Annotated in this window: 22 protein-coding genes; 9 read left to right on the top strand and 13 right to left on the bottom strand. The window is 42.7% G+C overall.

Annotation, left to right across the window (positions count from 1 at the left end; all coding sequences use genetic code 11):
* Positions 1–2: 2 nt before the first annotated feature.
* Complete coding sequence (locus DW036_RS11585; protein WP_118464873.1) at positions 3–2,156, bottom strand: outer membrane beta-barrel family protein; 2,154 nt, start codon at positions 2,154–2,156, stop codon at positions 3–5.
* 377 nt (positions 2,157–2,533) lie between these two features.
* On the opposite strand from DW036_RS11585, the gene DW036_RS11580 reads away from it, so the two are divergent.
* From DW036_RS11580 to DW036_RS11560, 5 genes are all read left to right on the top strand, one after another.
* Complete coding sequence (locus DW036_RS11580; protein WP_118464485.1) at positions 2,534–4,171, top strand: sensor histidine kinase KdpD; 1,638 nt, start codon at positions 2,534–2,536, stop codon at positions 4,169–4,171.
* A 99-nt stretch (positions 4,172–4,270) separates the two neighbouring features.
* Positions 4,271–4,966, top strand: coding sequence for a response regulator transcription factor (locus tag DW036_RS11575; protein WP_029328564.1), 696 nt, complete (start codon positions 4,271–4,273; stop codon positions 4,964–4,966).
* Positions 4,967–4,991: 25 nt separating this feature from the next.
* Positions 4,992–5,771, top strand: coding sequence for a hypothetical protein (locus DW036_RS11570; RefSeq protein ID WP_118464483.1), 780 nt, complete (start codon positions 4,992–4,994; stop codon positions 5,769–5,771).
* 223 nt (positions 5,772–5,994) lie between these two features.
* Positions 5,995–6,540 carry an occludin gene (locus tag DW036_RS11565; protein WP_118464481.1) on the top strand — a complete coding sequence of 182 codons (546 nt, stop codon included), beginning with the start codon at positions 5,995–5,997 and terminating at the stop codon, positions 6,538–6,540.
* A 42-nt stretch (positions 6,541–6,582) separates the two neighbouring features.
* Positions 6,583–7,482: an SDR family oxidoreductase gene (locus DW036_RS11560; protein ID WP_118464872.1), complete on the top strand. Its 900-nt coding sequence runs from the start codon at positions 6,583–6,585 to the stop codon at positions 7,480–7,482.
* 85 nt (positions 7,483–7,567) lie between these two features.
* On the opposite strand, the gene DW036_RS11555 is transcribed toward DW036_RS11560, so the two are convergent.
* The 10 genes from DW036_RS11555 to atpD form a co-directional block, all read right to left on the bottom strand.
* Positions 7,568–9,787, bottom strand: a complete 2,220-nt coding sequence (locus tag DW036_RS11555) for an HRDC domain-containing protein (protein ID WP_118464479.1) — start codon at positions 9,785–9,787, stop codon at positions 7,568–7,570.
* Between the two features lie 181 nt (positions 9,788–9,968).
* A complete protein-coding gene (locus tag DW036_RS11550; protein WP_118464477.1) occupies positions 9,969–10,856 on the bottom strand; it encodes a F0F1 ATP synthase subunit gamma in 888 nt (295 codons plus the stop codon).
* Positions 10,857–10,946: 90 nt separating this feature from the next.
* Entirely contained in the window at positions 10,947–12,533 is a 1,587-nt protein-coding gene (atpA, locus tag DW036_RS11545; RefSeq protein ID WP_118464475.1) for a F0F1 ATP synthase subunit alpha, read from the bottom strand.
* A 97-nt stretch (positions 12,534–12,630) separates the two neighbouring features.
* Positions 12,631–13,191 carry a F0F1 ATP synthase subunit delta gene (locus tag DW036_RS11540; protein WP_118464473.1) on the bottom strand — a complete coding sequence of 187 codons (561 nt, stop codon included), beginning with the start codon at positions 13,189–13,191 and terminating at the stop codon, positions 12,631–12,633.
* Positions 13,192–13,269: 78 nt separating this feature from the next.
* Entirely contained in the window at positions 13,270–13,776 is a 507-nt protein-coding gene (gene atpF, locus DW036_RS11535; protein ID WP_007213987.1) for a F0F1 ATP synthase subunit B, read from the bottom strand.
* Between the two features lie 19 nt (positions 13,777–13,795).
* A complete protein-coding gene (atpE, locus tag DW036_RS11530; RefSeq protein WP_118464471.1) occupies positions 13,796–14,053 on the bottom strand; it encodes an ATP synthase F0 subunit C in 258 nt (85 codons plus the stop codon).
* 27 nt (positions 14,054–14,080) lie between these two features.
* Complete coding sequence (atpB, locus tag DW036_RS11525; protein WP_118464469.1) at positions 14,081–15,232, bottom strand: F0F1 ATP synthase subunit A; 1,152 nt, start codon at positions 15,230–15,232, stop codon at positions 14,081–14,083.
* Positions 15,229–15,642: a hypothetical protein gene (locus DW036_RS11520; RefSeq protein WP_118464467.1), complete on the bottom strand. Its 414-nt coding sequence runs from the start codon at positions 15,640–15,642 to the stop codon at positions 15,229–15,231. The genes atpB and DW036_RS11520 overlap by 4 nt, the downstream gene beginning before the upstream one ends.
* 48 nt (positions 15,643–15,690) lie before the next feature.
* Positions 15,691–15,936, bottom strand: coding sequence for an ATP synthase F1 subunit epsilon (gene atpC / locus DW036_RS11515; RefSeq protein WP_118464465.1), 246 nt, complete (start codon positions 15,934–15,936; stop codon positions 15,691–15,693).
* A 23-nt stretch (positions 15,937–15,959) separates the two neighbouring features.
* A complete protein-coding gene (gene atpD, locus DW036_RS11510) occupies positions 15,960–17,480 on the bottom strand; it encodes a F0F1 ATP synthase subunit beta (RefSeq protein WP_118464463.1) in 1,521 nt (506 codons plus the stop codon).
* A 379-nt stretch (positions 17,481–17,859) separates the two neighbouring features.
* Here atpD and DW036_RS11505 point away from each other — a divergent pair, with 379 nt between their 5' ends.
* The gene (locus DW036_RS11505; RefSeq protein ID WP_118464871.1) at positions 17,860–18,804 is read left to right on the top strand and encodes a Dyp-type peroxidase; all 945 of its coding nucleotides are present in this window, start codon (positions 17,860–17,862) and stop codon (positions 18,802–18,804) included.
* A gap of 258 nt (positions 18,805–19,062) precedes the next feature.
* On the opposite strand, the gene rimI is transcribed toward DW036_RS11505, so the two are convergent.
* Both rimI and DW036_RS11495 read right to left on the bottom strand, forming a co-directional pair.
* Positions 19,063–19,524, bottom strand: a complete 462-nt coding sequence (rimI, locus tag DW036_RS11500) for a ribosomal protein S18-alanine N-acetyltransferase (protein WP_118464870.1) — start codon at positions 19,522–19,524, stop codon at positions 19,063–19,065.
* 5 nt (positions 19,525–19,529) lie between these two features.
* On the bottom strand, positions 19,530–20,996 hold the full coding sequence (locus DW036_RS11495; RefSeq protein ID WP_118464461.1) for a RimK family protein: 1,467 nt from the start codon (positions 20,994–20,996) through the stop codon (positions 19,530–19,532).
* A gap of 183 nt (positions 20,997–21,179) precedes the next feature.
* On the opposite strand from DW036_RS11495, the gene ddlA reads away from it, so the two are divergent.
* From ddlA to DW036_RS25755, 3 genes are all read left to right on the top strand, one after another.
* Positions 21,180–22,265: a D-alanine--D-alanine ligase gene (ddlA, locus tag DW036_RS11490; RefSeq protein ID WP_118464459.1), complete on the top strand. Its 1,086-nt coding sequence runs from the start codon at positions 21,180–21,182 to the stop codon at positions 22,263–22,265.
* Positions 22,266–22,345: 80 nt separating this feature from the next.
* A complete protein-coding gene (locus DW036_RS11485; RefSeq protein WP_118464457.1) occupies positions 22,346–22,831 on the top strand; it encodes a PepSY-like domain-containing protein in 486 nt (161 codons plus the stop codon).
* Between the two features lie 80 nt (positions 22,832–22,911).
* Positions 22,912–23,082, top strand: coding sequence for a hypothetical protein (locus DW036_RS25755; protein ID WP_187374603.1), 171 nt, complete (start codon positions 22,912–22,914; stop codon positions 23,080–23,082).
* Positions 23,083–23,090: the final 8 nt, after the last annotated feature.

The following is a 23,090-nucleotide window of genomic DNA, read 5'->3' as shown; positions in this document are numbered from 1 at the left end:
CGTTACTTAAACCTCGACCTATCCACCTCTTCCCTCTTCTTCTCCCTATATCCTCCGAACTTATACGTAAACGACACCCCGATTTCCCTGAAACAAGCATAATCATTCGTCACGTTCTGCGTACCAAAGCGGATGCGTGGTTTTATCTGTCCTGTCTCAAAGATATCATTGCAATAAAGATTCAGAATAGCCTTTCCTTTGGCAAAGCCATACCGCAAAGCAGCATTTACATACCCTGAAGACGGTAAATCATAAATTCCCTGAGTCGCTTTACTACGAGCCATTCCCGTCAGTGTCAGCTTCAGATCAGGCTTCTTAGAGAGAGTGAAAGTATTTGTCAGTACAGCAATACCATAACAAATATTCCGGTTAAAAGGAATATCCCAGAAATCATCATCCTTCTCATGATGCCATACCCCAATCAGAGTCAAACGAGAATTTAACCATTGCTTTATATCAAACGGTATAGAAGCCTGTATTCCTGCTTGTTGTTTGAAATTAAAATTCAAATACTTATAGATTTCCACCAGACGTTCAGAAGATTGATAAAGAGTCTGGGTAGAGTAATCTTTCGTATGGGCAAACCACGCAGTGAAGATGTATTTACTCTTCAAAATATGTGTCAACTGAAGTTGATATTCCTGAGCCGGTTTCAGGAACGGGTTCCCATGTATTTCAGAATATCCGCCGCCCATATAAGAGATGGCATTCTGCACAGCCCAATAATCAGGATAGTCCTTATCACTACTCAAAGCCAATTGCCAGACATAGCCGGGGGCAGGCATATAACTCAGGTTAATGGTAGGATACCAATCCCACTGATTCCATACCGGCGTCTTATAATGTTCCACGGCAAGCGAAGCATCCAGGGAAAGTTTATCACCGAAACTTTTATTGAAACCCGCATAGAAGTTCAAAGTTTGTTCGCGACGGCGGGATTGCATATTATCGGGAATACCTGTGCTCGCACCTGCCTTTGTTCCCGCATCCTTCTCCGTATCATAATAATACTGATAACTGTGGTCGATACTGGTAGTATAAACGGCACCATAATTCAATCCCCATCCACGACCCAGATTATGCTCCTGCGCAAGGAAGAATTTCCAGCGATTGATGCGCTGACAGTCTTCGGTATAAAAAGCAAGCTCTTCATCTTGCATGCTACTATGCAACAACTGATCGGACGGAGAACGGTAATAAGTCAGTTCAGCACCGGCTTTCAATCCGAAAGGTGTACGATAGTCCAGACGCCCGTTGTGCAGCCAGTCGGTACTGTTGCTACGAGTGTTGGACTGCTGCGTACCGTAAATATCCATCAGGCTATGATGAGTCGAATAACTTCCATTATAAACAAAGCTCAGCTGATGGTTCTTGGCAATATTATAATCCGTTCCTATCCGGAAACTATGGGTATGCGAACGGCTTCGGCCCATCTCATCGGTTGTGATATGATGAACCGAACCGTCCGCCAGAGAGTGCATAGCTTCTTTATCGGTTAAAGAATATCCCCGTCCGTGGTTGTGTGAGTAAAGAAAATCTGCTGAGAATTTATTTCCGTTATAGATCAGGCTGGCACGTTCGTCGAAGCCCTCGTAATGTTTCTGATTATATTTGCCATAAAGCTCTCCCTGCCAGGAAGACGGGCCTCCGGCGCTTTGTTTCAGTGTGATATTGATAAGTGCACCCCTCACCTGATAGCGTGCCGGAGCATTGTACATCACTTCCGCCTTCTCAATGCGACTGGACGGGATGCTTTTCAATAAAGAATAAAGCTGTTCGGTACTCATGGTGGTAACTTTGCCATCCAATATCACGGTTACCCCCTGTCCTGCCAACATCAACCCGCCATTCATCTCGGTTACGCCCGGCAGTTCCTTCACAGCGTCATAAGCATTATCTACGGGTAGATTACCGATAAGGCGCGGAAGATCGTACACCAGTTTACCTTGCTCCGCTTTCACGATGGGACGTTGTCCGGTAATCATTACTTCAGGAAGAGATTGGTAAAGACTGTCCAGCTGCTTGTCTTGTGTTATAATACTGTCCGCACTGAGCGTCCGTTCGCTCTCTGCATCCGTACTCTTTGTTATTTCCTGAGCGGAAACTCCTGCACTCAATGCACATAGCATCAGGGAAAGATAGTAATAAGACTTCATGTTCATTTGTTTTAGATACGACATAAATGTGTTCAGACTTAGAGATGATTGGGTGTCAACCTTGGTTGACAGGTCGATTAAGCTTGGTTGACAGATCCGTTAACCTTGGTTGACAGGCCGGTTGACCAAGGTTGACACCCAATTATGTAAGGGACTGCACAGGATTCTCCCTATACCTTTTGCAAAAGATGCCGTGTGCAAACCCGAATCATCCCTTAAGCTCTTGCACTGCAAAGTACGGTGAAATCTTCCGGACTTTGTGTTATCCGGAACTTACGTAGTCTTATCTAGTGTTATCTGAAGTGTTATTTAGTCTTACCGTACATACATGTACCGGTTATCTTTCCTATCTTTGTCCATATAAATACAAGAGCTACATGAAACTGCCATTCAAACCTATTGCCATATTGGTCATAATTTCTCTGCTGGGTATCTTTATTTATCAGGCATACTGGATCACGGGGCTATACAAAACGATGAAGCACGAACTGGAACAAAGCATCGTAGAAGCCATGCGCATGAGCGATTATAATGAAATGCTGCTGCGTGTAAAGGAGATGCAAAAAGAAAATAAAGCCCACGGTTCGGTAGAGGTTTCAGCAGGATACAATTCCGATTCCGGAAAATCATTTGTCCGCAGCAGTACAACTGTTGACCAAACAGACAGTGCCGGAAGTCGTTCACTTATAAAAGACGGTATCCCTATGAAGTATGACAGCGTCTCAGTGAGCTACCCGAATGACTCGACAAGAGATATCCTTTTCACACGGGGGCAGGAAGGCACAAATATTTCAGTCTGGGCAGAAAGAGATTCAATAAAAGAGGTCCTGGAAGATACAGTGATTAATGAGAATGAACCTCAGGCTTCTTTAAGGGCCGAAGGTGGAATAGATATGATGCTGCGTGAGCAAAGCAGTATGGTGGAACTTGCCACTTTCATCCAGCGTGGAATGCACTCGGGACTGGATATTTTTATAGAACCTGATATAGCCGTTTATGACAGTCTGCTGAATACCTATCTGCAAGAACGGGGACTTAAACTTCCCTACCGATTGGAGCGTCTTCATTCCGGTACCGATCCGGACTCAACGCTGGTTTACACTGATACGCTCGCCATTGTCGGGACTCCCGGATACATGCCCAGTGAAAAAGCGAAACAATATAATTATGCTTTCGACATTCACTCCAATCAAAGTTACCGCCTCACGATAGAACCTATTTATAAGATTGTATTGCAGCAGATGAGCGGCATTCTTACCACATCATTCGTTATCCTTATTATATTAGGCTTCTCCTTCTGGTTTCTTATCCGCACCATTTTGCGGCAGAAAACACTGGAAGAGATGAAGAGCGACTTTACCAACAACATCACCCACGAGCTGAAAACACCTATTGCCGTAGCGTATGCCGCCAACGATGCTTTGCTTAATTTCAATCTGGCAGAAGACAAGCAACAACGGGATAAGTATCTGGGCATCTGCCAGGAACAGTTACAGCGATTGAGCGGACTGGTGGAACAAATTCTCTCCATGAGTATGGAACGCCGTAAAACCTTCCGCCTGCATCCGGAGACGCTCAGCTTGCACGATCTGTTCCCGGCACTCATCGAACAGCATAAACTGAAAGCGGGCAAGCCTGTAGAAATCAATCTCGACATTGCACCGGAAGACCTGACAATCATTGCCGACCGTACACACTTCAGTAATATTCTGAGTAACCTGATAGATAATGCCATCAAATATTCTCCGGATAAAGCCGACATAACGATCTGTTGCCGAAAAAAGGAAACGGAACAAGTGGAAATCTCGGTTACAGACCATGGCATTGGTATCCCTACGGATAAACAGCCTCACATTTTCGATAAATTCTACCGGGTTCCGACAGGAAATATCCACAATACCAAAGGCTACGGGCTGGGGCTTTTCTATGTAAAGACAATGATAGAAAAGCACGGTGGTATTGTAACCGTACGAAGTGAAGCGGGAAAAGGAAGTACATTTACAATAAGAATCTGAATAACATTGCTTGTTATGGTGTACAACATTGCTTGTTACAACACATTACATTGCTTGTTATGATGCATTACATTGCTTGTTATGAAAATGAATCAAGATATGGACAAAATTAAGGTACTGCTGGTTGAGGATGAACAAACCCTCGCCATGATTATCAAAGATACGCTGGAAGGTCAGAACTTCATCATCCATACTGCTGCCGACGGCGAGGAAGGTCTGCGTATGTTCTTCGACTTACGCCCTGATGTACTGGTAGCAGATGTTATGATGCCTCGCATGGATGGTTTTGAAATGGTGCGCCACATCCGTCAAACCGACAAACGAACTCCGGTACTTTTTCTCACTGCCCGTTCTTCCATCAATGATGTGGTAGAAGGCTTTGAACTCGGGGCCAACGACTATCTGAAAAAGCCTTTCGGCATGCAGGAACTTATCGTACGCATTAAAGCGCTGGTGGGCAAGGCATTTACATTCAGAGAGGAACCGAAGAAGGAAGAAACCTGTTTCGAGATAGGCGATTACCATTTCAACTCTGTCACACAGATATTGTCCCATACCGGAATAGAACAGGAACTCTCCCACCGCGAGGCCGAAATTCTGAAACGCCTGTGCGAAAACCGTAATCAGGTAGTGAATACCCAGAATATCCTGCTCGATCTTTGGGGAGACGACAGTTTCTTCAATTCGCGCAGCCTGCACGTGTTCATCACTAAATTACGACATAAGCTTTCCAAAGATGAACGTATCCGCATTGTCAATGTCCGAGGCATCGGATACAAACTTATCATCAACTGAAACTTCCGTTAACACATAACGACTTATGAAAAAACTATTCATCATTCTGTTCCTTCTCACTGTTTCCTTTCGCATTGCTGCACAAAACGAGCAAGCAAAGGACAGCACATTATTGAATCGTTTTCCCACGGAAATGGGAAAAGAACCGTTGTCTCCTCCACCCGGAACAGCTGCCGCTCCTAATCGGGATATGCCGGTAAAGACTTCTCTCAGCATGGATAGCACGGACTTACACATCACTCTTCCGACTTACTATCCCAACTTTCCGTGGATGGATATCAGAATGGGAAAGATGGTCAGCAGTTACGATCCTTTCGTGATGGATTACGAGCATTACGGTGCTTTTCAGCTTTCACCCAATAGTATACTGAGCACATTCAGCACCTACAATACCTACCCTACTATGGGAACAATTATCCAGTCAGGTGCCGATTTTATATATCGCCCTAATGAACGCTGGGAATTGACAGGGGGCATGTATACCGCCAAATACACCATCCCTTCGCGCATGCATGGTTCTCAATTCGACATTGGCTTGGATGCCTCTGCCGCCTATCGTATCAACAATTTCCTTCGTATCCGCTTCTTCGGGCAATATTCAGGCTTTGGCAAACAAAACTCTCTGAACGGATATATGAATCCTATGTATCCACAAAGCCACTACGGTGTAGTCATGGAAGTGAAAATCAATGATTATCTGGAAATACAGGGAGGTGTGGAACGAGCGTACAATGCTTCGAAAATGAAGTGGGAAACAGTACCGATACTTGCTCCGGTGATTCATCTCAATAGAAAAAAGAAATAGAAAACGGGCTGCATTTCCACACGAGATACAGCCCGTTCATTTACTGGTTAGAGAGGAACAAATAGATTGCTTATAAAACCAATTCAATTATTTACGCTCCAAAGATAACAACAATACTCAAACATCAGCGTACAATATACAAGTTTTATTTTAATAAATGCTATATATTTCCATAATTCATACTTATTTCTTATATTCGCCATTAAATAAAGACCATTAAGTGATGAAATATATAGGACTAATCATACTTTTCTGTCTTCTTTCTTTCAGGGTAAATGCCCAGAATGAAGTACCCGCTGACAGTGTTCGCAGTATGAATATGCCGGCAACAAAGAATTTTGATGGATTCCTTTTGGATATGAACCTGATGAAAATGGCAACTCCCCAAATGCCCAAAATGACTTTAGACATCCCCGATGCCAGCAAAGATTACAGTTTTCTGTTTCGCTTGGACCCGAATGTGACCTACTCACAAGGCTACTCACACTTGTTTAGCTTGGGTAGCTCCACCATATACAGTATGAATCCTTTCGGACTGACAGGTTTCGGATCATCTCCCCAAAACCTGCAAATGGGAAGTTTCCGGCTGAAGAATGGAATGCGCATCAATACTTATGGAGAGTATGACAAGGACGGATGGAAAGTCCCTAATCCTTCTGCCCTGCCATGGGAACGGAATAACTTCAAAGGCGCTTTTGAACTGAAGTCGGCAAACGGATCGTTCGGAATTAGAATCGAAGTACAACAAGGAAGGAATGGACCTTACTAAAAAAGACAACAGCCAAGGGATTAATACTGAAATAATATGAATATGAAGAAAAAAGTATTGGTAATAGGTGCCAATGGCTTCACAGGACGCCGGATATTGAATGATTTGTCACGCAATGACGAGTATATAGTAACAGGTTGTTCTCTGCATGACGACATTGCTCCCGATTCCGGAAATTATCGCTTTATCAGTGCAGACATCTGCCAGATGGGAGAACAAAGCGCATTGTTCCGGGAAGTACGCCCGAATATAGTGATCAACACGTCCGCATTATCCGTTCCTGATTATTGCGAAGCACACCGTGAGGAGGCAGACAGTATCAATGTCAATGCTGTGGGACAGTTGGCATTCCGATGCGAAGCATCCGCTGCACGCTTTATACATCTATCCACTGACTTTGTATTTAATGGAGATACAGGGCAGCTTTATACGGAAGAAGATACTCCTGATCCGGTCAACTACTATGGTGTAACCAAACTGAAAGGAGAAAAACGGGTAGCCGAGCTTTGTAGCAATTATGCCATCGCACGTGTGGTAGTGGTTTATGGTGCTGCCTTGCCGGGACAACACGGAAATATTCTGCAATTGGTAGCCAACCGTTTGAGAAATAATGAAGAAATACGGGTGGTTTCCGACCAGTGGCGCACGCCAACCTATGTAGGAGATGTTTCTCAAGGAATAGAAAAACTGATAAACCATCCCAATAATGGTATCTATCACATCTGTGGTCCGGAATGTCTGACCATAGCCGATATTGCTTATCGCGTAGCAGATACTTTGAATCTGGATTATTCATTAATTCTGCCAGTCACCACCAAGCAAATGGGAGAAACAACTCCCCGTCCCCGTTTCAGCGGATTAAGCATTGAAAAAGCACGCAGAGAACTGGGATACCAGCCGCACACTCTGGAAGCAGGAATAAGACTAATGTTCAATCTTTAAATAAGTGATTAGTGGTGAGTGATGAGTGATTAGTAGTTGGAATGTTATACAACTTGATTAATCACTTATCACTCATCACTCACCACTAATCACTAAACAACGTTTCTGCAATTCCACTCTCCTTCTTATACACCCGCACCATCTCCAACAACTCATCCCCATACTTTTCCACACCTTTTTTACCAAAATAAGGAATCCGGAGAAGAGCGGATTTATCTTCCGGTAATAAATTGGTGATACCCAAAATAGCTTTCTGCTGGATCACAGTATATACCGGTAATCCTAATTGAGACGCTTCCGCATTGCGCCATACTATCAGACGCCTGTATAATTCGGGATGCAGGATATCCGAAGGTACTTCCACTGCCGCCGTTTTTTTCCGTGCAGGGGTACTTCCACTTTCTTCGGCTCCGTCTTTTCGTTTTCTTCTTTCGGAAGAATTGCCGGAACGCTTTTCTCCTTTGCCCTTAGCCGATGCCGTATCGTCAATGGAAAGTACCGCCTTTTGTTTCAGGTACTCTCCCACATGAAAGCCCTTACTGATAACAAATTCCAATAAGTCTACTTTTAACAGAAGCAGATCATCCAATTCCTCACTGGCAGTCTTCAACTGTTTCTTTAGTTCTTTATTATCTGTTTCCACAATGCTGCTACTTCTGATAGCATCCAAAGGCTCTAACTGTTCTTTAAAATACTCAGCCCCCAAATGAATACGTTCCTGCAAGCTTTTATCCGTTGCATAATCTTCGGCACTATCGACCAGGCGTGTGTATTGGAGGCTAAACTTCTGGGCAACTTTCGTCACCTTCTCATGGAAGCGTTCCGTCTCTGACTTATATTCAGTCAATAGTTTGGGATAGAGCTTATACAAATGTTCATCCACCAATCTCACAAAGCGCTTCAATGCCAACTCTAACGGTAAGAAATCAAACAATCCGGATAGCAATTCCAGAAAGTACGCTTGCTGCAATCTCCGATAACGCGATTCATCAGGTTCGTTTCTGCGTGCATCTTCCGTAAAAGTATCTACAGCACTGTCACTGATGACTGCTCTTGCAGATAATGGAGCACTCAAGACCAGACCTTCCAACGTTTTGCAACGACTTAATGCCACATAAGTCTGTCCATGTGCAAAAGAGGCACTGGCATCGATTATAGCGCGTTCAAATGTCAGTCCCTGACTTTTATGGATAGTAATAGCCCATGCCAGCTTCAGAGGGAATTGCTTGAAGACTCCTTCTATATCTTCGGTGATTTCCTTAGTCTCTTCATCCAACACGTATTTTGCATTCGTCCATTCTTCTTCTTGCAGCATAAACGCATCCTCACTTCCTTTACTGCGTACCTCGATGCCCAAAGCTGATACGTTCACCACTTCACCGATCATACCATTGTAATAACGGTGCTCACCGGATGAATCGTTCTTGACAAACATGATTTGGGCACCACGCTTCAATTCAAGCACTTCATCTGTGGGATAAGAATATTCAGGAAATTTTCCATCTACTTGGGCGCGAAAGGTAAAGGAACGGCCGGGTAATTGTGCCAGTTCATATTCATTGATACGTTGCGCCTGATAATTATGGGTAGTCAGTTGGATGTAGCCTTCCTCTTTCGAAGGATTGAAATTCGGAATGTATCTACGGTTCAGTTCATCCAGCAAAGTTTTGTCACAGCGGTTCTCCCGAATGCGGTTCAGCATATCCAAAAAGTGAGTATCGCTCTGACGATACACTGTTTTCAGTTCAATCGTACAGTATTCCGACTGTCTCAGTGCACGACTGGAAAAGAAATAAGGAGTATCATAGTAACTGTTCAGCATCTGCCACTCTTCATCTTTTATCACCGGGGCAAGTTGCTGCAAATCGCCAATCATCAGCAATTGCACACCACCGAAAGGTTTGCTGCGATCACGAAAACGTCTCAACACATCGTCTATCGCATCCAGAAGATCAGCACGTACCATACTGATTTCATCAATCACCAGCAGGTCTATACTACGCATGATGTTGAGTTTATCTTTTCCGAAACGGAAACGATATTGTGCTTTGCCATCCGCACTGAATGAGGTATCGGGTACGTAAGGGGCAAAAGGTAACTGGAAGAAAGAATGAATGGTTACGCCACCTGCATTGATAGCCGCAATGCCTGTTGGGGCAAGGACAACCATACGCTTTGGACTTCCGGACTTCAACCGCCGCAGGAATGTAGTTTTTCCGGTCCCTGCTTTACCGGTCAGAAAGAGATGTGTGCCTGTATTTTCTATAAATTGCCATGCTAATGCCAATTCTGGATTCTGTTCCATTATTTCATCAATGTTGGTTGGAGGTGTAAAGGTAACACAAATAAAAGAGTTAAAGCCTCCATTGGCACATCTTTTTGCAAAAAAAGGGAAAAGCTATAAGAGTGACAAGCTACGAGCTACAAGTGCTTTTCGGGACATAGCACAGCCACTCCCAACTTGTAGCTCGTAGCTTTTAGCTTTATCACTTCAGACTTCCTGCAATGATATCCAACAATTCGTTTGTAATCGCCTGTTGCCTGCTCTTGTTATATTGCTTCGTCAAGTCCTGTATAAGTTCATTCGCATTATCTGTTGCAGTCTGCATGGCAAGTGTACGCGCAGCATGTTCAGAAGCATTGGAATCCTGAAGCACAGTAAATAATTTCTGACTCAGCACCTTCGGTAATAAATCAGCAATCAACTGTCCGACAGATGGTTCTACAATATAATCATTCTGGAAGCCACGTTTTCCCGATCCTTCTGTTGCAGCAGTTGCTGCCACCTTGCTCAAATCAATAGGAAGATATTCTTCACGCATCAAAATCTGCGAACCCATTGATTTGAAATGATGATAAATCAGCTCCACACGATCGATTTGCTTTTCCATAAACTCTTGCATCAACAATGCAGCAAGTTCATACGCTTGCATGTATGATGGTTTATCCGCCATCCCCTGATAACTTCCCTGCGATGTATAGCCCAACTTTTTCACAGCCTGCTCTACTTTCTTTCCTACAGGATATATCAGAACATTCTCTTTACCAAGTGATTTATATTCTTCCAGCGTTTCTCCAAGCTTTTTTACCACATTCGCGTTGAAAGCTCCGCACAGCGAACTGTTGGATGAGAAAACCACAACCGCTACCCGCGTTACGGGACGTACTTCGGTATAAGGTGACTCAAACGTAGCATCTGTAGACAAGAAGTTAGTCAGAATTTCATTCAGCTTCTGTTGGTAAGGCAGCATATTCTCAATCCGTGTCTGTGCCTTGTGCAACTTAGCGGATGCCACCATCTTCATCGCCGATGTTATCTGACGCGTACTCTTGACGGAGTTTATTCTGTTTTTTACTTCTTTTAAAGAACCCATAGCATTTTTTTTAGTGGTAAGTGATTAATGATTAGTGATAAGCGGTAAATGAGCGCATGCCACTAATCACTTGTCACTAAACGTTAATCACTAATCCAAGTATTGTTTCGACATCAGATCTGCAGTTTTCTCTATCTTTTTGCAGATATCATCGTCAATGACACCGCTCTTCAGTACATCAAGCACATCAGCACGATGATTCATTTCAAGTGCTTCAAGGAAACTCCTTTCAAAATCAGTTACTTTATCCAACGGAACATTACGCAGCAAACCATGTGTACCACAATACAGAATGGCAATCTGCTTTTCTACCGGCATCGGGCTGTATTGCGGCTGAACCAACAAACGGGTATTCTTTTGTCCCTTATCAATGGTCAGTGCAGTAACAGGGTCCATATCGCCGCTGAACTTTGTAAATGCTTCCAATTCACGATACTGCGCTTGGTCTATCTTCAATGTACCGGCCACTTTCTTCATCGCCTTAATCTGGGCGTTACCACCCACACGACTCACTGATATACCTACATTGATAGCCGGACGATTACCTTGGTTAAACAAGTCTGTATCAAGGAATATCTGTCCGTCAGTAATAGAAATCACATTCGTCGGGATGTATGCTGATACGTCTCCAGCCTGCGTCTCGATAATAGGCAGTGCGGTCAGCGAACCACCGCCTTTTACTTTGCCTTTCAGACTTTCCGGCAAGTCATTCATTTCACGTGCCACTTCTTCTTGGTTGATGATACGTGCTGCACGCTCCAGCAAACGGGAATGCAAATAGAAGATATCTCCCGGATAAGCTTCACGCCCCGAAGGACGACGCAAGATCAGTGATACCTCACGATAAGCCACCGCCTGCTTAGAAAGGTCATCATAAACCACCAGTGCATGGCGGCCGGTATCGCGGAAGTATTCACCAATGGCGGCTCCTGCAAACGGGGCATAATACTGCAACGCTGCGGGATCACCTGCAGTGGCGGCAACCACAATCGTATAATCCATTGCGCCATTCTCACGCAAGGTGTTCACAATAGTAGCTACTGTGGAACCTTTCTGACCAATGGCTACATAGATGCAATATACAGGATCGCCTGCCTCATAATTGGCACGCTGGTTGATGATCGTATCGATGGCAATAGCTGTCTTTCCCGTCTGACGGTCACCGATGATCAACTCACGTTGTCCGCGACCGATAGGTATCATGGCATCCACGGCCTTTAGTCCGGTCTGTAACGGCTGGTTCACAGGCTGACGAAAGATAACACCCGGCGCTTTACGTTCCAAAGGCATTTCGCACAGTTCTCCACCAATGAGTCCCTTACCATCCAACGGCACCCCCAACGGGTCGATAACACGTCCCAGCATTCCCTCTCCCACCATAATGGAAGCGATTCGCTTGGTACGCTTTACGACGTAGCCTTCTTTGATTTTATCTGTAGGCCCCAGCAAAACAGCACCTACGTTGTCCTCTTCCAGATTCATCACAATTGCCTTGATACCGTTGTCAAACTCCAACAGTTCGTTTGCTTCGGCATTGCGCAGTCCATAGATACGTGCCACACCGTCACTGACTTGCAGCACCGTACCGATTTCATCCAACTGCACACGGGTATCAATTCCCTCTAACTGGTGACGGAGAATATCGGAGACCTCGCTTACTTTTATATTTTCAGACATGATTCTATTTACGATTTAGTTATTACGATTTACGATTGAAATTACCGTACTTAAGTCCGATTCACTACTTACAATATAGAGTAACTCTAATCGTAAATCATACAATTCTTCTGTTCTTATCAATGAACTGTTGTTTCACTCTCTTAAGTTGTGTGGAGATACTGGCATCCAGCCGGAAATCGTTGATGTCAAATATGAAGCCCCCTTCAATCGAAGGATCAACTTCTGTTTGCAACTCCATCTCTGCATGTAGCAAAGTAGAAGCACTATCCCGAATGCGTTCCCAAACTTCCCGGCTCACAGGTACAGCCGTAATCAGCTTTCCTACACCGATATGCTTCAACTTCCTGTATAAATCGAGATAAGTCAAACAGATATACTGCAAGTAATACTCCCGTCGATTTCTCAGTACAAGGGCGATAAAGCGGGAGAATTCCCGGCTCACTTCTCCATTACCTACGGCAGCGGTACAAATCAGAGCTAACTTCTCCTTGGTCTTCAAAATGGGATTATCCAACGCTTCCCGTAAATCAGGATGCTTACGGAAGCTACGTTCCAGCATACGCAATTCACGGTATACGCGGTCTTCAGTCCCCGTACCTTTCGCGTATTCTATCAACGCTTTGGCATATCGCATCGAAACAATTCCTATATCCATTTCCTTTAATTATTAGTGATTAGCGACTCATGACCAGCACATTGCACTCATCACTCATCACTAATCGCTGATCGCTACTTAATTGCTTCTTGAGGCTGCCAGCACTTCGTCCAGCATCCGGTCTATCATCTCCATTTGCTCATGCTCTTCATCCAGATTCTTACGGATTACTTTCTCCGCAATATCCACAGAAAGCACGGCAACCTGACGACGAATATCGCGTATTGCCTCTTCCTTTTCTTGCTGTATCTGCTTCTTCACATCGTCCAGCTCTTTCTGCGCGGCGACTTCCGCCTGCTTGCGTGCTTCAACGATAATCTTATCACGCTCGTGCATCGCCTCCCGCAGGATGCGTCCTTGCTCCTTGTTGGCAGCAGCAACCAATGCTTCACTCTCAGCTTTCAGCCTTTGGAGTTGCGCATTAGCTTCTTTTGCCACTTCCAGCGATTGGTCGATGTAGGTTCTACGACCCTCTACCATCTTGGTAATGACAGGGAAGCCATACTTCGCCAACACCACAAACACCACACCGAATGACAAAAGCATCCAGAACAGCAGACCACTATCGGGTAATAACAATGACATAATTTTATCTACATTTTAATTATAAGAAGAACACTAACAGACACACAACTACTGCCAACAGAGCTACACCTTCAATCAATGCAGCAGCGATAATCATGTTCATACGAATGTCTCCCGATGCTTCCGGCTGGCGGGCAATAGCCTCCATAGCTGAACCACCAATTTTACCAATACCCAAACCTGCGCCGATAACGGCAAGTCCGGCGCCGATTGCTGCACCTAATTTACTAATTCCGGCTGCAGCCACAGTAGCTTGCAATAATACAGATAGTAACATAATCTTTTGTTTTTAAATGGTTTATTATTAATTGTTATTTTCTTTCACTTTTACTTCTTTATGCTCTTCCTGAGCCAGTCCGATGAACACGGCAGACAGCATAGTGAATACGTATGCCTGGATAAATGCCACCAACAGCTCCAATGCATTCATAAAGATATTGAACAGCACAGATGCCACGGTAAGCGTACCGTTAAGCGCAGGTCCCATACTGGCGGAAATAAAGATCAGACATGTTAACACCAACATTGCCATGTGTCCTGCCAACATATTGGCAAAAAGACGGATCATTAAGGCAAATGGTTTGGTGAAGATACCGAAGAATTCAATAAAAGGCATCATCGGTACAGGAACCTTCAGCCACCAAGGTACATCCGGCCAGAAAATATCTTTCCAATAGGTTTTCGTTCCAAACAGGTTGACGGCAACAAATGTAAAGAGTGCCAACACCATCGTAATAGCGATATTACCCGTCACATTGGCTCCACCCGGAAAAATGGGAATCAACCCCATGATATTATTTATAAAGATGAAAAAGAACGCTGTCAGCAGGTAAGGTGCAAACTTCCGATATTTCGGCCCTACACAACTCTTGATGATATCGTCGTTCACCATCATAATAAACATCTCCATAAAGCCGATAAAACCACCCGGAGCTGCACTGCCTTGCGGATGTTTACGATACCACTGGGCAACAGCCAGAATAATGACAAGCAGCAACACACTGTTAATCAGCAATGACAGTGTCACTTTTGTGATAGAAATATCCCAGGGACGTATTTCGTTTCCGGCTGCATCATGTTCTACCAGCTTACCTTCATACTTGCTACCGACCGGAGCTATGAAGAATCCTTCATAAGATCCCCCATTTTCTTCCAACCGTGAAGAAAGGAAAGCGTGCCAACCAGTCTGAGAGCTATATACAATGACAGGTAATGGGATAGTGACGTGCGTTTTTCCCCATGTGGTAATATGCCACTCGTAAGCATCGCCAATGTGTCCGAAGACGATCTCTTTCACGTCTACCGTGTTTTCTTTCTGTTCGGCAGAGGTGACATCATCCCGTTTGGCTACGCTGTCAAGCTCCGCTTCAATCCCCTGTGCCGCAACTGGCAAGGTGGTAAGCAGCATTCCCAGCATCAGGAATATTCCGGTCAATAGATTACGCATTTGTTTCATTTTTCTTTTCTTTTTTTCTGTTTCTTTCCTACTTCATAAGTAAAAAAGAACCAAGTCTCGTATATCAGATAGACTATGTAGTAAAGGATGAATGTCAGCAGGAATAACTTTGCTTCTTCCCGCACTGCAAAACAGTATACCACCAAAAGTATCACAGAGAGCAGCATCTTCATCACCTTCATTGCCATATAAAGCAACAACATCTTTTGCGGGGCATGCTTACGACAAGCATCAAACATAGATATTTCAAAAAGCCCGAACAAGAAGAAATATACCAGAATAAAAGGGTATCCTCCAAAATAATGTCCGGGCAATAGATAATGTAAAATCCCTGCGCCTGCCCATCCTGCTATTAACGTCAACAGGGTGATCTGATATAAAAAATTGCGCTTTGTCAAGCTGATACTCATAGTACTAAATTAAAAATTAGAAATAAAGAATAATCCGGAAAGGAAACATTAGTCAACGCAAGCAGAAACCACTCCACCACTTAACTCTATGAAACCACCCTCTATGTCAAGGATCTGTTCTTCTCCTCCTGTCGGTACATATATCACCTTACCTTCACGAAGCGAAGACACAATGGGTGCATGTTGCGGCAGAATGGTAAACGTTCCTATTGTACCAGGTAACGTTACACTTTCCACTTCTCCATTATAAATTTCCTTTTCAGGAGACACTATGTTCAAATACAACTTTTTCATAGCCTCTTTCCTTCTTCTATTTTTTAATTATTTACCTGTTCCAGCAGCTTCTTACCTTTCTCTATCGCTTCTTCAATCGTACCTACATTCAAGAAAGCAGATTCGGGCAAATAATCCACCTCACCATCCAGAATCATCTTAAAGCCTTTGATAGTATCTTCTATGGGCACCATTGTTCCCGGTACACCCGTAAATTGTTCGGCAACGGCAAAAGGCTGTGACAAGAAACGCTGCACGCGACGTGCACGGTTCACCAGTGTACGGTCAGCATCCGAAAGTTCTTCCATACCAAGAATAGAAATAATATCCTGTAACTCCTTATTACGTTGCAGAATTTGTTTCACCCGTTGCGCCACTTCATAATGCTCTTCTCCCACAACATGCGGGTCGAGGATACGTGAAGTAGACTCCAGCGGATCAACGGCAGGATAAATCCCTAATTCAGTAATCTTACGGCTCAATACCGTTGTGGCATCCAAGTGCGTAAAGGTAGTAGCTGGTGCCGGGTCAGTCAAGTCATCGGCAGGTACATATACGGCCTGTACAGAGGTGATAGATCCATTTCGGGTAGAAGTAATACGCTCCTGCATGGCACCCATTTCAGTAGCCAGCGTCGGTTGGTAACCTACTGCCGAAGGCATACGTCCCAACAAAGCTGATACTTCGGAACCGGCTTGTGTGAAACGGAAAATATTATCGATAAAGAATAGGATATCACGTGAACCGCCAGTCTCAGCACCTTGGTCACGGAAGGACTCCGCTACCGTCAATCCGGACAACGCTACCGATTGACGCGCGCCGGGAGGTTCGTTCATCTGACCAAATATCAAAGATACCTGTGATTTCTCCACTTCACTGTAATCTACCTTAGATAAATCCCAGTTTCCTTCTTCCATACTTTTCTTGAACTCTTCACCATAACGGATAACACCGGATTCAATCATTTCACGCAACAAGTCGTTACCTTCACGGGTACGTTCTCCTACTCCTGCAAACACAGAAAAACCATGTTGTTTCTTGGCAATGTTATTAATGAGTTCCTGGATAAGTACCGTTTTACCTACACCGGCACCACCGAACAAACCAATCTTACCACCCTTACTGTAGGGTTCCAGTAAGTCGATAACTTTGATACCTGTATAGAGTACCTCTTGTACGGTAGTCAAATCTTCAAACTTAGGAGGATCACGGTGGATGGGATAAGCACCGGCACGGTCTAACTCTTTCATACCGTCAATGGAATCACCCACTACATTCATCAACCGACCTTTAATCTGGTTGCCCACCGGCATAGTAATAGGACCGCCTGTGGGATGTACTTTCATACCTCTTTGCAAACCGTCCGTACTATCCATGGCTACGGTCCGCACCGTATTCTCGCCAATGTGTTGCTGCACTTCTACGATTAATGTTTTTCCATTTGATCTTTTTATCTCCAGTGCGTCGTGGATGCTTGGAAGCATTAATTCGGCATCCGTACCCTCGAAATAGACGTCTACTACCGGTCCGATGACCTGAGAGATATGTCCGATAATTTGTGACATAAGCAATCTTTTTATATAATTTCTCTTTTTCTAAATTCTACAAGTCGCGTTCTTGTCATTCCGCTGCTATGAGCTTAACACCTATTGAATCGTTTTTGTTCAAAGCTTCAAATCTTAATTTTAACGGAATAGTTACATAAGCAACTTTGCAAATGTAAACACAAAAACTTTCAAGTTGTACTCTACAGAAACGTTTTTTCTATAAATTATACCCTTTTGAACTATTATTACTACAATAAGAACAAAAAAGCGACATCTATTTAACGTTGCTTAAACATTCATCAACAAATAGTAAGAAGGAATTCTACTATTATTGTATGAACAAAACAGCATTTAGCAAGTTATATGTTTAAGTATAAATTTAATGAAAGGAAAAAGTATGAATTCACATCAAAATCCATTCGAAGGAAACACCCCACAGGATGTAACCGAAAGACAAGGCGAAAATGCCATTTTCATTGTTTACGGCTTAAATCAATCTCCCGATGCTATTGACAAAGTGAAAGATGTATGTGCCAATTTTTCTGCGCTAATACGCAGTATGCGTAATCGTTTTCCGGATGCACAGTTCAGCAGTACAATTAGTTTTGGCGCTGACGCATGGAACCGTATTTTCCCAGGTAAAGGCAAGCCTAAGGAACTGGAAACTTTCAAAGAAATCAAGGGAGGCAAACAAACAGCTGTATCTACTCCCGGTGATATATTATTCCATATCCGCGCTAAGCAAATGGGGCTATGTTACGAATTTGCTTCTATCATTGATGAAAAACTGAAGGGGGCCGTCGAAGCTATTGATGAAACTCACGGTTTCAGATATATGGATGGCAAGGCAATCATTGGTTTCGTAGATGGAACAGAATCTCCGGCTGTAGACGAGAATCCTTATCACTTTGCCGTAGTTGGCGAAGAAGATCCGGATTTTGCGGGTGGAAGTTATGTATTTGTACAGAAGTATATTCACGATATGAAAGCTTGGAATGCGCTTCCGGTAGAAGAGCAGGAAAAAGTGATAGGACGAAGAAAGTTCAATGACGTGGAATTGTCGGATGAAGAAAAGCCTGCAAATGCACATAATGCTGTGACCAATATTGGAGATGATTTGAAGATAGTACGTGCCAATATGCCATTTGCCAATACTTCAAAAGGGGAATATGGTACTTATTTCATCGGATATGCAAGTACATTCAATACTACACGTCGGATGCTGGAAAATATGTTTATCGGGAATCCGGTAGGTAACACCGACCGCTTGCTTGATTTTAGTACTGCGGTTACCGGAACCCTGTTCTTTGCACCGTCGTATGATTTTCTTGGAGAAGATTAGCAGTTTGCCCAGTGTATGGGCGAACATAAAAAAAGGCTATCTATCCCAGACAGCCAATCTTTTGTTAACCTTAAATCTAATACTATGAAAAACACATTGCAAAGGTACGGCTTTTCCTGACTTCTCCAAATTTCAAAGCCTATTCAGAGCATTTTACAACAAGGTTTAATAGTTCTATTGACCTTGTTAACAATTTAGCAAAGAAAAAGAGTATTATGCAGTGTTTTTTAAACAGGTATTAAGAATAATGTAAAAGATCTATTCGACTATAGTGGATTTCTGCATACAATACGCAGAAGCCCCGTCATGATAATAGTCCTCTTTAATGGAAGTATGTTTAAATCCATTCTTTTCATATAAATGAATAGCAGGGAAATTTGAAACATTCACCTCCAAAGTAATTCTCTTCAACCCTTCTCTTTGAGCAATAACAGCTATCTGATCTATCAATAATTGCCCCACTTTCTTGCCACGAAAATCAGGATGAACAGCTATCGAATAAATACGGAGACTGCAGGCACGTTTATTGATCAATACACTAAAATATCCCCCTACCCTTTGCCGATATTCTGCTATACAAAAGTGTCCTTTTGCTTGAGAAATAAGATAAACGAACTGACGTTTCGAAAAGCTATCCTTATTAAAACAAATTTGTTCTATTTCCATAATTGACGGGATATCATCAATTTCAGCCGAACGAAGTATAAATTCCTGTTCCATGCAAATTAGAAACGTTTGATATCCAACATACGCCAAAAGTTATTCAGCAATCGATAGTAAAGTTCATCTCCTAAAATGGCATCCTCCAATCCATGGTCAATGCTGGGGTTATCATTTATCTCAATAACAATAGCACGGTCATTTACCATTTTCAAGTCTACTCCATACAGACCTTTCCCAATAAAAGAAGCCGCACGCAACGCTGTATCCAGTACCTTACGCGGCACTTGATATATAGGAATAGTCTCCACCAGTCCACAACGGCTTCGTCCGGAAGCGTAGTGGCAATAGATTTGCCAATGCCCCTTAGCCATATAATACTTACACGCATAGAGAGGCTCTCCATTCAGAATGCCGATACGCCAGTCAAAATCTGTTGGAGTGAATTCCTGAGCCAGCAGTATTGACGACTTATCAAACAACACCTTCAACGCTTCATCCAATTCGGTCCTATTATTGACTTTCTTCATGCCGATAGAGAAAGAACCATCCGGGATTTTCAAAATAAAAGGACTGCCAAGCTGTTCCGTTATCTCCTCATAAGAGTTGACATTCGATTTGAACAGTAACATGGAAAGCGGTGCCGGAATCTTTTCCTTCTCAAACAATTCTTTCAGATAGACCTTATTGGTACAGCGGATAATAGATTGAGGATCATCTATAACAGCCAATCCATTTTGTGTGGCCAATTGTGAAAGCCGGAACGTATAATGATTTAACGAAGTAGTGGTACGAATAAATAAGGCATCAAACTCCATCAATCGTGTAGCGTCTTCTTCAGTTAGCAATTCGGCATGGATATCCATCTTCTTAGCCAGTTCAAGTAGTTTGTGAAGCGCCTTTTTATCACTTGGCGGAAATTTCTCATCCGGGTCATACAGTATAGCCAGGTTGTATCTCGCCGATTTCGAAGCCTGAGGATTGCGCCATACTTTTCTGTTGAACAAGTCCAAAGCATTAGCGAAATAATCCTCTTCCTCATTATTCAGTGAACTCAAAGGTAAAAACTGAATATTTTCTATCTGATTCTTATGTCGCGTATTTAATGTAACCCGCAATAAAGGAGCCGGATAATTCTCAAAGATAAAACGGGCTATACGCTCCAATCCTTTTTCTTTGCAAGTGCCAAAGTATACATTCAGAGACCAAAGATCATCGGTTATTTCATTTTTCTGAATCCATTGATAACAAAGCTTTTGAAGACTGCTATCCATACGGATACCTGCACCTGCTTCCACCTTATTAATTATATCTACTCCGGGAATAACTTTATGCCCCCTCGTCTGGGCTAATAACGAGCAATAATAGCCTTCGGAGTTATAGCTATAATCATTACTCAGGTTGATTACTAATTTACGATCCTTTCCCGGTGATTTATACTTCAGGTAGTCAGATACTGTTAAAATGCTGTTTGTTTTGGAATATGGTTTCCAATCATCCAAGCTGTCTACAAGGATCAATACGTTGTTCATTTCGTCTTTTTAAAAAAGTGCCCGAAAGTAGTGAATTAAAGAATACAAAATATCGCAGATTCAATAATTATTTTCAAGAGATGAAAACAACTCTTTTTTTGCTCAAAAATAATAGGAGGAAATCTAAAATTAGTCTGCATATTCTCTTAAATTTGCGCTTCAAATTTAGAGTAAATAACACCTATGAATACAACAATCGCAATCATTTTCGGTGGACAATCTGCCGAACATGAAGTTTCTTTAAAATCAGCTACTAATATATTCAATGCAATAGACAGAAGCAAGTTTAATCCCTTATTGATAGGCATTGACAGAGCAGGAAATTGGTTTTATAACCCAGAATATAAAATGCAGAATATCAATCTGGCAAAAGATGATTATTTTGCAGACGCCACCAGTGTTTATATGGCTCATTCTTCTGAAAAGATTGAGATTATAAGTAAAAATACAAATATGATTATGGCGAATGTCGATGTAGCATTTCCCATTGTGCACGGAACGTTTGGAGAGGACGGAACTTTACAGGGCTTTCTAAAATCAATGAGCATCCCCTTCGTTGGTCCGGATGTATTAGGTTCTGCCATAGCAATGGATAAGGATGTAACTAAACGTTTACTGAAAGCTGCCAATATTCCAGTTGCCAACTCTTATACATTATATAAATATAATCCTTCTGAATATTTATATAGTGAGATTGTGTCTACATTGGGACTTCCTCTCTTCGTAAAACCGGCCAATGCGGGTTCATCTGTGGGTGTAAGCAAAGTTACAAATGAAGACGAATTTATAATAGCTTTATCTACTGCATTTCAATATGATAATAAAATTCTGGTAGAAGAAGCCATCATAGGAAAAGAAATCGAATGTGCCGTATTAGGCAATGAACATATACGCGCATCCGTAGTGGGAGAAATTGTAGCAACCAAAGATTTTTATTCTTACGATGCTAAATATATAAGTTCAACCGGAGCAAAATTGCAGATTCCAGCTGAAATAAATGCTGAGATATCCGGACAGATCAGAGAATGTGCAGTAAAGGCATTTAAGACCATTTGTTGTGAAGGTATGGCACGCGTTGATTTCTTTCTGACTAAGGATAATAGATTTGTGTTGAATGAGGTCAATACCTTACCAGGTTTTACGGAAATCAGCATGTATCCTAAACTTTGGGAACAAACAGGCATTCCATATAAAGACCTGATAACCGAATTAATATCCTTGTCTCTGCAAAGACATAAGCGCGACTCAAAGTTATCCATAAAAATATGATCTTTTTAAATGTCTCTATCGGCAACAAACAAAAGCCTCCCAGGATTGTTCCTAATAGCAAATAAAAACAGACCTTGATTATGAAAAAGTTTAATTTCAGTTTATTGGCAGGCTTGTTGTTGCTGATATCCACTTCCGTATGCGCAGAAAATACTCCGGAAAAGGTACAGGAAGCTTTCAAAAAGATGTATCCCAAAGTGACGCCCGTGGAATGGACGCATAAAGGTGATTACCACATTGCCGGATTCATTTCAGATAATCACGAAATGAACGCCTGGTTTGGAAACAATGCCCGGTGGATAATGACAGAGACAAACGTCGAAAGCCTGGAAGATGTCCCTGCTCCCGTAGCTAAAGCATTTATGCAGACAGAGACCCCTCCTATACAAATCAGATATATAAAGATAATTACCTTCCCCAAAATGCCTACTGTAGTAATCATCGATATAGAAGAGTATAACTCTGACAGAGAAATTCAGCTATTCTATGCTCCTGACGGTAAATTACTACAGAGTCTTGATGCATCCGGTGGTGATGGAGAAATCTATCCCGAGCTATTCGGATAATACATAATTCTTACCAAATAGAAGAACAATTGAGCAAAGCAGAGTGTTACCTATAAAAATAACTTTAAATAGCAAGACTTATGAGTAGACGTTCACAGCTGGAGCATGAAGTATCATTAGCTCAAAAGCGTATTAAGGAAGCTCCCAAGGAGACGCCGGCAAACATCAGAAAAATTTGGGAACAAGAGTTGGTTGAACTTGAAGTAGAACTGAACAACCTGACTGACGAAGAAGAAGATAATAACGATTAGCAACCTCT

The sequence above is a fragment of the Bacteroides sp. AF39-11AC genome, from assembly GCF_003474285.1.
In the GTDB taxonomy this organism is placed as follows: Bacteria; Bacteroidota; Bacteroidia; order Bacteroidales; family Bacteroidaceae; genus Bacteroides.
The sequence above is the reverse complement of the archived record's forward strand: the minus strand, read 5'-3'. Positions and strand labels throughout refer to the sequence as shown.